General features: G+C 68.9%; 11 protein-coding genes and 1 pseudogene. 2 read left to right on the top strand and 10 right to left on the bottom strand.

Features of this window, described 5'->3' with window-relative positions:
• The coding region (locus JWP65_RS13610) for a multicopper oxidase domain-containing protein (RefSeq protein WP_299764578.1) at positions 1–709 on the top strand (709 nt) is incomplete at its 5' end.
• 14 nt (positions 710–723) lie between these two features.
• Positions 724–2,335 (top strand): annotated as a pseudogene (locus JWP65_RS13605) (hypothetical protein).
• A gap of 21 nt (positions 2,336–2,356) precedes the next feature.
• On the opposite strand, the gene JWP65_RS13600 reads toward JWP65_RS13605, so the two are convergent.
• The 10 genes from JWP65_RS13600 to JWP65_RS13555 all read right to left on the bottom strand — a co-directional run.
• Positions 2,357–3,046, bottom strand: coding sequence for a sulfite exporter TauE/SafE family protein (locus JWP65_RS13600; protein WP_299764575.1), 690 nt, complete (start codon positions 3,044–3,046; stop codon positions 2,357–2,359).
• Positions 3,043–3,660, bottom strand: a complete 618-nt coding sequence (locus JWP65_RS13595) for a hemerythrin domain-containing protein (protein WP_367280512.1) — start codon at positions 3,658–3,660, stop codon at positions 3,043–3,045. The genes JWP65_RS13600 and JWP65_RS13595 overlap by 4 nt, the downstream gene beginning before the upstream one ends.
• A 9-nt stretch (positions 3,661–3,669) precedes the next feature.
• Positions 3,670–4,452 carry a helix-turn-helix domain-containing protein gene (locus JWP65_RS13590; RefSeq protein WP_299764573.1) on the bottom strand — a complete coding sequence of 261 codons (783 nt, stop codon included), beginning with the start codon at positions 4,450–4,452 and terminating at the stop codon, positions 3,670–3,672.
• Positions 4,449–4,847: a response regulator transcription factor gene (locus tag JWP65_RS13585; protein WP_299764571.1), complete on the bottom strand. Its 399-nt coding sequence runs from the start codon at positions 4,845–4,847 to the stop codon at positions 4,449–4,451. Before JWP65_RS13585 ends, JWP65_RS13590 begins: the two co-directional genes overlap by 4 nt.
• A 244-nt stretch (positions 4,848–5,091) precedes the next feature.
• Positions 5,092–5,736, bottom strand: coding sequence for a response regulator transcription factor (locus tag JWP65_RS13580; protein ID WP_299764569.1), 645 nt, complete (start codon positions 5,734–5,736; stop codon positions 5,092–5,094).
• Positions 5,733–7,178 (bottom strand): PAS domain-containing sensor histidine kinase, encoded by a 1,446-nt coding sequence (locus JWP65_RS13575; RefSeq protein WP_299764568.1) that lies wholly within the window; start codon positions 7,176–7,178, stop codon positions 5,733–5,735. The genes JWP65_RS13580 and JWP65_RS13575 overlap by 4 nt, the downstream gene beginning before the upstream one ends.
• Positions 7,179–7,224: 46 nt before the next feature.
• Positions 7,225–8,613: an oxygen-independent coproporphyrinogen III oxidase gene (gene hemN / locus JWP65_RS13570; protein WP_299764566.1), complete on the bottom strand. Its 1,389-nt coding sequence runs from the start codon at positions 8,611–8,613 to the stop codon at positions 7,225–7,227.
• The gene (locus JWP65_RS13565) at positions 8,610–8,837 is read right to left on the bottom strand and encodes a hypothetical protein (RefSeq protein WP_299764564.1); all 228 of its coding nucleotides are present in this window, start codon (positions 8,835–8,837) and stop codon (positions 8,610–8,612) included. Before JWP65_RS13565 ends, hemN begins: the two co-directional genes overlap by 4 nt.
• 2 nt (positions 8,838–8,839) lie before the next feature.
• Complete coding sequence (locus JWP65_RS13560) at positions 8,840–9,097, bottom strand: FixH family protein (RefSeq protein WP_299764561.1); 258 nt, start codon at positions 9,095–9,097, stop codon at positions 8,840–8,842.
• A 10-nt stretch (positions 9,098–9,107) separates the two neighbouring features.
• A partial coding sequence (locus tag JWP65_RS13555) for a 4Fe-4S dicluster domain-containing protein (protein WP_299764559.1) occupies positions 9,108–9,998 on the bottom strand: 891 nt, incomplete at its 5' end.

Here is a 9,998-nt window from a genome sequence, read left to right as displayed (position 1 = left end):
GGCGGTGCACTCCATCGACCTGCATGCGGTGACCGGCGGCTTCGGCGGCGGCGAGCACACCCAGGTGGCGCCCGGCCAGACCAAGACGATCACGTTCAAGGCCCTCAACCCCGGCCTGTTCGTGTACCACTGCGCCACGCCCTCGGTGGCCCACCACATCTCCGCCGGCATGTACGGCCTGATCCTGGTGGAGCCCAAGGCCGGCCTGCCCAAGGTGGACAAGGAGTTCTACGTGATGCAGGGTGACCTGTACACCTCGCACGCCTTCGGCACCAAGGGACACCACGAGTACAACCCCGACAAGGCGGCGGACGAGCTGCCCTCGTACTACACCTTCAACGGTTCCGTCGGCGCGCTGGGCAAGGAGCACAGGATGACAGCCAAGGTGGGCGAGACGGTGCGCGTCTTCTTCGGCGTCGGCGGCCCCAACAAGGTGTCCTCCTTCCACGTGATCGGGGAGATCTTCGACAAGGTGTACGGCGAAGGCTCCACCGACACCCCCAGGTCGAACGTCCAGACCACGCTGGTCCCGGCCGGCGGCGCGACCATCGTTGACTTCAAGGTGCAGTACCCCGGCAAGTACCTGCTGGTCGACCACTCGCTGTCGCGCGCGGCCAAGGGCCTGGCCGGCTCGCTGGAAGTGACCGGCACGGCAGACCCGGGCGTGTACCGCTGGTCCGAAAAGGGCCACGGCGACATGGCCCACTGAATGGACGCTCGCGCATGAAGCGGGATCTATCCATCCCCTCTCCCGCGGCGTTGCCGCCGCAGCCGATCAGCCTGGACCTGCTGCGCGAGAAGTACCTCAAGCCCGGCGAGACCACCGCGCAAGACCTGATGCGCCGCGTAGCCCGGGCGTTGGCCAGCGTCGAGGCCGAGCCGGTGCGCGCGTTGTAGGAGCAGCGCTTCCTCGACAACCTGCATGCAGGCGCGATCGGCGTCGGCCGCATCATGAGTGTGGCGGGCACCGAGCTGCAGGCCACCCTTGATCAACTGCTTCGTGCAACCGGTGGGTGACGCCATCCAGGGCACCGACGACGAGGGCTTCCCCGGCATCTACGAGGCGCTGCGCGAAGCGGCCGAAACGATGCGGCGCGGCGGTGGCGTCGGCTACGATTTCTCGCGCATCCGGCCGCGCGGCGCCGAGGTCCGGGCGACGGCCTCGCTCGCCTGCGGCCCGTGCAGCTACATGGACGTCTTCGACAGCTTGTGCTCCACCGTGGAAAGCGCGGGCGCACGCCGCGGGGCCCAGAAGGGCGTGCTGCGCATCGACCACCCCGACGTGCAGGAGTTCATCACCGCCAAGCGCACGCCGGGCCGCTGGAACAATTTCAATGTCTCGATGGGCGTCTGCGACGAATTCATGCGCGCGCTGCAGGCGGGTGGCGACTGGCCGCTGGTGCAAAAGGCCAGGCCGGGCGCGGCGGCGATCGCGCAGGGCGCGCATCTTCGCGCCGACGGCCTCTGGGTCTATCGCAAGGTCGCGGCGAAGGCCCTGTGGGAGACGGTGATGCGCTCGGCCTACGACTTCGCCGAGCCAGGCATCCTGTTCCTGGACACCATCAACCGCGAGAAATAACCTGCGGTCTACGGAGTGCATCGCCAGCACCAACTCCTGCGGCGCACAACCGCTGGCCCCGTACGGCTGCTGCAACCTCGGCCTGGTCATCCTGCCGAAGTTCGTGCGCCAGCCCTTCGGCTTCGGCGGGCCGCCGACTGCATCCGCCAACCCCGGGCGCAGCGGAGAGCCCGACGCAGGCGCCGGCAACGGACCCCGATGCGCGCCCTCATTGCCAGCCGGCCCAAGGGCAGCCTGCCGGCCGTGGCCGAGAAGATCGAGTACTGGACCCAGCATGGCCGGCAAACGCTCTACCTGCTGGTCTCGTTCCTGCCGGTGGGCGACGGACGCGAGCGCGCCGTCGAATTCTTCATGCCGGTCGGCCAGAGCGGCCAGTCGCAGCAGTGGATCACGGCCAGCCTGCGGCGGCTGTCGCTGGACGCGCGTGGCGGCTTCCTCGAGCGCGCCCTGGCGGACATGCGCTAGGTGCGTGGGACCGCGGACCGGTGCGCCTGGGCACCTACACCCGCGCCTACGGCGGGCGTGTCACTTTGGCATGACTCCGAAGTGGCTGCGTTCGCCTATGCGGTGCAGAACATCATCGCCCGCCGCCAGGGCGAACCGGTGGCCGCCCTGGCAACGCCTGTCGCCGCGGCCGGACCGCCTGCGCCGATGCTGGCCGGCGCCAAATTCTCCGAATGCGGCGCCCACGCAATGATCCGCAAGGATGCCTGCGAGTTGTGCACCCAGGGCGGCCACCTGGGCTCGTGCGGGTGAGCAGCGGGTCCGCCGCGCCAGTCAAGCCAGCCCGCACCAGATGGCGATGCGATGAAACACGTCCATCCACAACGCCCACGCCGCGGCCGCCACGATCAACAGGCCCGACAGCCGCGTGCCGCCATCCCTGCCCCAGCGATCGCCCGACTTCTGCACGCCCGCCAGCAGTCGTGGCGCCAGCAGCAGCGAGAGCGCGCTGCCGATGGCGAACACGGCCATCGCCAGTGCCCCGGCCAACGGACCACCACTCAAGGAAGCAACCAGCAGGGCGGAATAAAGCAAGCCGCAAGGCATCAAGGCCCACAACACGCCGGTCGTGAACACCGCACCACCGGCATTCGCAACGGGACGCAAGCGGTTCCAGATCTGGCGGCCCGCGTTGCTGACCAGGGCCGGCTGCCGGCCCGATGCGAGCAGTGCCAGGCCCCAGGCCAGCACGGCCAGGTGGAACAAGGTCCAGACCGGCTTCAGTGCTGCGGTCTGCGTCGCCAGCCAACCCAGGCTCTGCACCGCCTGGGCCGCCGCAGCCCCGGCCAGCGCGTACCCGACCACCCTGCCCGCATGAAACGCCAGCGGCAGCTTGCGATCGGCCACAGCCCCGGACCGCACGATGCGGATCACGCCCGAGCACGCCGGCCCGCACATCGCCGCGCAATGGGGCCCGCCCGCCAGCCCCATCAGCAACGCCGCGCCGACCAGGCTCAGGATCATCGTGCGCCGGCCATCGCCGTCCCCGCCAGCTCCGGCCCCACCCCGACCGGCGCCGGCGCGGCCAACACGATGCGCGTGAACAGCGGCTCGTAGTTCGGATCGCGCTGCCCGCCGGCCAATGGGTCGCGGTCGGCCTCGAAGGCCCGGCCCAGTTCGTCCTTGTCCTGCTGCGACAGCACCCGTTCGGCCACCGGCAGCAGCTCTGTCTCCTCGATGCGCATGTGGTCCAGGTAGAAGTCCACGTACTCTTTCACGGCCGCGGAGAAGGCGGGCTGGCGCGAGGCGCCGATCAGCTCCCACGCCAGCAGCAGGTGCTGCAACGCGCGCACCTGCCCTTCCCCTTGCATGTGATCGTCTTCCAGCCGCTGGATCACCGGCATCAGCTCGGGCGCCAGCCGCGCCAGCTTGGGGAACAGCAGGTTCGACTCTTTCGGGTGGTGCCGCTGCTCGGGGAACTCGTCGATGTAGAACAGCATCGCCCGCAGAATGTCGAAGAAGCGCCCGGGCTCGTCGCCCGGACCTTGCCGGATCAGCGGCTGCAGCGAGCGCAGCACGGCGGCGACGGCGCGGTGCTCGTCGCGGATGATCTGGAGGGCCGATGGCATCTGCTTCATGAGGACTCCTCAGTGCACTCGCGTTTCGAAGGCGCGGGTGAATTCGTGCAGGTCGGTGATCCGCACGTGCTTCTTGTCCACTTCCAGCAGGCCTTGCTGCTGGAAGGCCGAGAAGGTGCGGCTGACCGTCTCCAGCTTCATTCCCAGGAAGCTGCCGATCTCGGCGCGCGACATGCGCAGGTGGAATTCGTCGGCGGCGTAGCCCCGCGCCTTCAGGCGCTGCGAGATGTTCAGCAGGAAGGCGGCCAGCCGTTGCTCGGCGTTCATGCTTCCCAGCAGCATCATCAAGCCGTGTTCGCGCACGATCTCGCGGCTCATCAGCTGGGCCATCACCAGCTGGAAGTTTCCGCTTTGCGCCACCACCTCGTTCAGGTGCGCGTACTGGATGGCGCACACCTCGGTGTCTTCGATTGCCGTGGCACTGGTGGCATGCACGCCGTTGGCGATGGCGTCCAGGCCCATCAGTTCGCCGGCCATGGGAAAGCCGGTCACCTGCTCGCGGTCACCCGCCAGCGCCATGCTGGACTTGAAGGTGCCGCTGCGAACGGCGTAGATGAACTGGAACTTGTCGCCGGCGCGGTACAGCGCCTGGCCCGCCGCAACCTTGCGCCGACCGAAGCGCATCTGGTCCAGCCGTTCGGTCTCGCTGCCCGTGAGGCCGCCGGGCAGGCACAGGTCGCGCAGGTGGCAGCCCGAACAGGACGTCGTCACCACAGCCGGCACGGGCGTGCGCGCGTTCATGATGGGGACGACACGCAAGACGGAAGGAGCGGTGGCGATGGCGAGGGTCATTGGGTGTCCTGTGAGGCTGTTGACTGGTGCTGGCCGGCGGCGTTGACGGCGTCCGCGAGCTGTTCGAAGTCGCGGGACTTGTCGAGAAAGCGTGCGGCCCCGGCGCCCAGGTAGCGCTTGCGGTAGGCCGCGCCCGAGCTGTTGCTGAACACCACGAACGCGATGCTGGGTTCAGCGCTGCGCACGGCGAGCAGCACTTCCAGGCCCTGCCCGCCTTCGAGCTGCACGTCCAGCACCACCACGTCCGGGTGGGTGGCCAGGATTCCGGCGATGCAAGCCTGGGGCGTTGCGGCCTCGCCGACCACTTGCGCGCACAGCATGCCGGCGACGCGGCTGCGGATGGCCGGCGAGTCATCGGCGAGGAAAACCCGGTGCGGGAGTGGGCTGCTGGGCATGCGGCAACTTTGCCGCGGTGGGGCGCCGGGGGCCATCGGCGCCGGCTGAACCGGCGCATCGGAAAACTCCGGAACGGACCGGGGTGAGAGCCTAGTCGGCCTCGGAATCGTCCTAGGAGGGGTTGCTCCCTCTCCCTTTCGCAGAGGGTCGGGTGAGGGCACGCGGCACTGGCGCATCCCCCGCGCGGTGTTGCACCGAGCGCCCCCACCCCAGCCCTCCCCCGGAGGGGAGGGAGCCTTGAAGCTAGACGTCCTCGCCCGACAGCCCGTGCCGCATCGCATAGCGCACCAGCTCGCTCTGGTTGCGCAACCCCAGCTTTTGCATCAAGTTCGCCTTGTGCGTGCTCACCGTCTTGACCGACACGTTCAGGCGCGTGGCGATGTCGGTCACGGAATCGCCTTCCACCAGCTGGCGGAAGACCTCGAACTCGCGCTCCGTCAGCACCTCGTGCGGCGCCGACTGCACGCTGCCCGGCATGGCGCCCAGCGCCAGCTGCTCGGCAACCTGCGCGCTGATGAAGGCGCCGCCGGCCGCCACCTTGCGGATCGCCTCCACCAGCTGGCCCGGCGCGCTGTCCTTGGTGAGGTAGCCGCTGGCGCCCGACTTGATGGAGCGCACGGCATATTGCAGCTCGGCGTGCATGCTCAGGATGAGGATCCGCAGCTTGGGCCGCTCGGCCTTCACCAGCCGGATCAGCTCCATGCCGCTGCGCCCCGGCATCGACAAATCCTGCACCAGCACGTCGAACTCCTGCTCGCGCACCAGCCGCAGCACCTCGTTGCCGTCGACTGCCTCGGCCACCACCTGCATGTCCGGTGCATCGGAGACGATGCGTTTGAGGCCTTCCCTGACGATGGTGTGATCGTCGGCGATCACCAGCTTGATCATGGCTGCTCCTGCGGCACGGGGATGACGGCCCTGACGCGCGTGCCGCCACCGGGGCGGCTCTGGATGTCAACGCGGCCGCTGGTGAGCTGGGCCCGTTCCCGCAGGCCCGTCAGCCCCAGCGAAGCGGGCTTGCGCGGCGCGGCCGGGTCGAAGCCCACGCCGTCGTCGCGCACCTCGAGCACGATAGCCGCTTCGGTGCGCACCAGCGCCACCGTCACCTGCGTGGCATGGGCGTGCTTGCCCACGTTGGCGAGCGACTCCTGCACGATTCGGAACACGGCCGTCGCATACGGCTCGCCCAGTTCCATCTCTTCGTCGGCTTCAAGGCTGCAGGCCACTCCGGTGCGTTCGGTGAAGTTCTGCACCAGCCACTCCACCGCGGGCACCAGCCCCAAATCGTCCAGCACCAGGGGACGCAGGTCGGCGGCGATGCGGCGCGTGGCGGCGACGCTGGCATCCAGCATCTCCAGCATGGCGTCGAGCCGGCGCACGGCGGCCGCCGGGTCGTCCCGCACCTGGTCTTTCAGACGGATCGCATCCATCTTCAGCGCCGTCAGCGACTGGGCCAGTTCGTCGTGCAGCTCGCGCGCCACCCGGCGCTTTTCCTCCTCGCGCACCGTGCTGGCCTGCAGCGTCATCGAGGCCAGGTCGCTTTGCGCCCGCACCCGGTCGGTCACGTCGCGCAGGATCACCGTGAACAGCTTGCCTTCCGGCGTGTCGAGCTGGGAGATGGACGCATCCATCGGAAATTCCTCGCCGTCGCGGCGCAGGCCGTGGACCACGCTGCCGTCGCCCATGCGCCGCGAGGTGACGCCGGTGACGCCGAAGCGCCCCACGTGCGCCGCATGGCTGGAGCGCCAGCGCTGCGGCAGCAGCATGTCCATCGACCGGCCCAGCACGTCGGTCGGCTGCCAGCCGAAGATCTTTTCCGCCGCCCGGTTGTAGAGCACAACGCGCTGCTGCGCGTCGATGGTGATGATGGCGTCCATCGCAGAGTCCAGTAGTCCGGTCAGCCTGGCCGCCATCCGCACTTGTTCGTTCTCGGCCTGCACGCGTTCGGTGACGTCGCGCATGATCACCGTGAACAGCTTGCCTTCCGGCGTGTCGAGCTGGGAGATCGAGGCGTCGACGGGGAATTCCTCCCCGTTGGCCCGGCGGCCGTACACCACCGTGCTGCCGCTCATGCGGCGCGAGCTCACGCCGGTGGCGCCGAAGACACGCACGTGGTGGCCATGCCCGACGCGGTAACGCTCGGGGATCAGCGCTTCGATCGACAGCCCCAGGGCCTGCGCCGCGGAAAAACCGAAGATGCGCTCCGCCGCGCGGTTGTACAGGACGATGGTCTGCGCCTCATCGATGGTGATGATGGCGTCCATGGCGGAGTCCAGCAGCGCGGCCAGCCGCGCCGCTGCGGAGCTTTCAGGGTGTTCTGGTATGGACAACGGCAAATTCCCCTCAACGGGGGAATCTACCTCATGTGCCCAGGCTTCAGAGAATGCGCGAGAACCGGCCGCGGTCGCGGTCCACCTGCAGGTAGCGGTCGAACAGCATGGCGACGGCGCGCACGAAGAACCAGCCTTGCGCCGTCACCTGGACGCCGGCGGCGTCGATGGCGACCAGCCCTTGCTGCTCCAGCTCGCGCAGCTGCTCCATCTCGGCGCCGAAGCTGGCCTTGAAGTCCAGCAGCCAGGCGGCCTCGACCGCCTCGAACGCCAGCTGCCCCTGGCACATCAGCGCCATGATCACCGCCCGCCGCGCCATGTCGTCGCGCGACAGCGCCAGCCCCCGCACCACCGGCAGCCGGCCCTGATCCAGGTGGTCGACATACTCCTCCATCGTCTTGGCGTTCTGACTGTAGGTGGCGCCGACCTTGCCGATGGCCGAGACGCCCAGGCCGACCAGGTCGCAATCCGCCTGCGTGCTGTAGCCCTGGAAGTTGCGGTGCAGCCGCCCTTGCCGCTTGGCCACAGCGAGCGCGTCGCCCGGCAAGGCGAAATGGTCCATGCCGATGTAGACGTAGCCGGCGCTCAGGAAGGCGGCCAGGGCCTGCGACAGCATCGCGATCTTGCCAGGGGCCGCCGGCAGTTCGGCAATCACGATGCGCCGCTGCGGCTTGAAACGCTCGGGCAAATGGGCGTAGCCGTACAGCGCGATGCGGTCGGGACGCAGCTGCGCCACCTGGGCCAGCGTGCGGACGAACGACGCGGGCGTCTGCCGCGGCAGGCCGTAGATCAGGTCGACGTTGATCGAGTCGAAGCCGATGCGGCGCGCGTCGTCCATCAGCGCCGCCACCTGCTCGTACGGCTGCACGCGGTGCACGGCCTTCTGCACCTCAGGGTCGAAGTCCTGCACGCCGAAGCTGATGCGGTTGAGCCCGAGGTCCGCCAGCACCTGCAGGCGGCCGGCGTCGACGGTGCGCGGATCGATCTCGATCGAGCACTCGGCGCCGGGCGCCAGCGCGAAGTTGCGACGCAGCAGCGCCATCAGCTCGCGCAGTTCGTCGTCGGACAGGAAGGTGGGCGAGCCGCCGCCCAGGTGCAGCTGGCTGACCGGCTGCGCGGTGCCGAGCACTTCGGTGTGCAGCGCGACTTCCCGCGCCAGGTAGCGCAGGTAGATGGCGGCGCGCCAGTGCTGTTTGGTGATGATCTTGTTGCAGGCGCAGTAGTAGCAAAGCGACTGACAAAACGGGATGTGGACGTACAGCGACAGCGGCCGCGCCACGGCGGCCGGGCTGGCCGCGCGTTGGGCCAGCGCCTGCCGGTAGTCGCCAGCGCCGAAGGCTTCGACGAAGCGGTCGGCCGTGGGATACGAGGTGTAGCGGGGGCCGGGCAGGTCGAACTTGCGCAGCAGCTCGGGCGAGATGGTGCTGGTGATCATGGTGTGTCCGCGGGCGGCCGCAGCAGCGTGCTGAGCGCGCAGGCGCCCGTCGAGGCCAGCCAGAAGGCGAAGAAGGCCGCGGTATAGACGGCTTGGCGCGACCAGCCGAGGGTCTGGCCCGACCAGTGGAACTCGAGCGGGTCGACCAGCGCGAACACCAGCAGTTCCAGCACGCAGGCGGCGATGAAGGCCGGCCAGACGATCCACATCAGTTGGCGCGCCATGGTCACGGCCTGGCCGGCGTGACGGCGTGGTTGCGGCCCTGCAAGGCCGGCAGGTGGGCGCGGTTCCCGGCGGCCAGGGTCTTGTTGATTTCCATGCCGCGGCGGTAGTAGTCGGTGGCGACCACCGGATCGACGTGGCTCCAGGCGATCCAGGCCGTCACCGCGCAGGCCACCGCCACGGTGGCGGGGCCGGAGATCACCAGCCAGACCAGGCCATGTTTCCACCAGGGGGAGGGAGTGTCAGTGCGATCTTTGTTCATGGGGTGACCTTCAGCGGGGAACCAGGAAGACGGACTTCTCGCGCACCTGCGCGTCGGCGCCGACCGCCGCTATGCCGAAGTGGATCGGATGCGAGCCGGGCCTGACCGAGCCGTACGGAAGCTGCAGGCGCACCGCCACCCAGCGCGATTCGGCCGGGCCGACCTCCAGCTGCGGCTCTGAGGCGAGCACCAGCCCCGGCAAGCCATCGGCGGCGATGCGGTAGCGTTGTGGCTGCTCGGTGGCGTTCATCACCTGCAGCCGGTACACGTTCTCCAGCTTGCCGCCGCCGACGATGCGCGCCATCGAGGTCCGGTCGCGCACCACGTCCACCTTCAGCGGCATGCGCAGCGCCAGGCTGGTGGCCAGGCCGATCGCCAGTGCCAGCAGCAGCGTGGCGTAGACCAGCACGCGCGGGCGCAGCACCCGGCGCAGCAGGTAAGACTTTTCCGTTCCGGCCCCGGCATGCGCCAGCGCGTTCTGGGTGGTGAAGCGGATCAGGCCGCGCGGATAGTCCATCTTGTCCATCACGCCGTCGCACACGTCGATGCAGGCGGCGCAGCCGATGCACTCGTACTGCAGGCCGTTGCGGATGTCGATGCCGGTGGGGCACACCTGCACGCACAAGGTGCAGTCGACGCAGCAGCCCAGGCCGGCGCCCTGGTAGTCCGTCTTGCGGCCACGCGAGCCGCGCGGCTCGCCCCGGGCTCCGTCATAGCTGACGATCAGTGTGTCGGGGTCGAACATGGCGCTCTGGAAGCGCGCGTACGGGCACATGTATTTGCATACCTGCTCGCGCATCCAGCCGGCGTTGCCGTAGGTGGCGAAGGCGTAAAAACCGATCCAGAACCATTCCCACGGGCCCAGCGACAAGCTGGCAATACCTGCCATCAGGGTGCGCAC

The sequence above is a fragment of the Ramlibacter sp. genome (genome assembly GCF_028292805.1).
In the GTDB taxonomy this organism is placed as follows: domain Bacteria; phylum Pseudomonadota; class Gammaproteobacteria; order Burkholderiales; family Burkholderiaceae_C; genus Ramlibacter.
This window is presented reverse-complemented; position numbering and strand designations above follow the sequence as displayed.